The following is a 1,178-nucleotide window of genomic DNA, read 5'->3' as shown; positions in this document are numbered from 1 at the left end:
GGCGACCCGACGCGTGCCTTTCTTAATCCCGATTATCGCTGGCGATCACTCAACGCCAGAACTGTGCGAGATGGCCGCAAGCCTGTCCTTTACGAACAAGCGCGCGTCATGGGTGGCGGATCCAGCATCAATGCCCAGGTCGCCAACCGCGGCGGGCCCGGAGATTACGATGAGTGGGCCTCAAGCGGTGCAACGGGTTGGGGTTGGGAAGACGTGCTGCCCTACTTCCGTCGTCTAGAATGCGATTTGGATTTCGGCGGCGAATTTCACGGCAAGGACGGTCCCTTGCCAATCAAACGTGTGCGCCAATCAGACTGGTCAGGCTTCATCCGGGCAATCTCCGATGCGTACGATGCTCTGGGGCTTCATTTTAGGCCAGACTTCAATGGTGGATTCGGTGATGGCTATTCAGTGGTCCCATTGACCAACCGCAACGGTCATCGGGTCTCCTCCGCGATGGCGTACTTATCCGAAACCGTCCGCTCTCGCCGCAATCTAACGATTTTACCCCAAACGACAGTTGCGCGGCTGACCTTTTCGGGAACCACGATAACGGGGGTCGAGACCCAGAACAAATCCGGCTTGCAATCGTATAGCGCTTCTTGCGTTATCCTGTGCGCCGGAGCACTCCATTCACCCGCCATATTGATGCGCTCCGGGATCGGCTCCGCGAAGGAATTAGTACAATTCGGAATCCCGATCGTTGCAGATTTGAAAGGTGTGGGCCAGAATCTTCAGGAACACCCGACGATCTGCATTTCGGCCTATTTGAAGCCGGCCGATCGCTTGTCACCCGGCGTGAGCGAATATATTCAGATGCACGCCCGCTACTCGTCGGGTTACGAAGGCTGCCCGTCGACCGATATGGCAATATCGACTGTTGCCAAATCATCCTGGCACCCGCTGGGGAGGCGCCTCGGCACTCTCGCCGTGTGGGTCAATCGCAGCTACTCGACGGGAACTGTGGCGCTCAAGAGTAGTTCGCACAGAATAGAGCCGGAGGTCGATTTCAACTGGTTGAGCGACAAGCGGGACGCCGAGCGCCTCAAGCAGGGCTTTCGCTTCATAGCCCGCCTGCTGCAGCAAGATTCGCTGTCCTCTGTGGCGCTGGACCCGTTTCCGTCAGCGTTGAATGCGCGAGCGAAGCGGGTGAGCAAGGTCACAAGCACAAACTATGC

1 protein-coding gene is annotated in these 1,178 nt (G+C 57.7%); it reads left to right on the top strand.

Annotated elements, in window-relative coordinates:
* Window positions 1-1,178: GMC family oxidoreductase (locus tag AC0L2H_RS32435; RefSeq protein WP_064987732.1), on the top strand; the 1,178-nt coding region annotated here is incomplete at both ends.

It is taken from the genome of Mesorhizobium sp. WSM4871 (assembly GCF_055811295.1).
The sequence above is the reverse complement of the archived record's forward strand: the minus strand, read 5'-3'. Positions and strand labels throughout refer to the sequence as shown.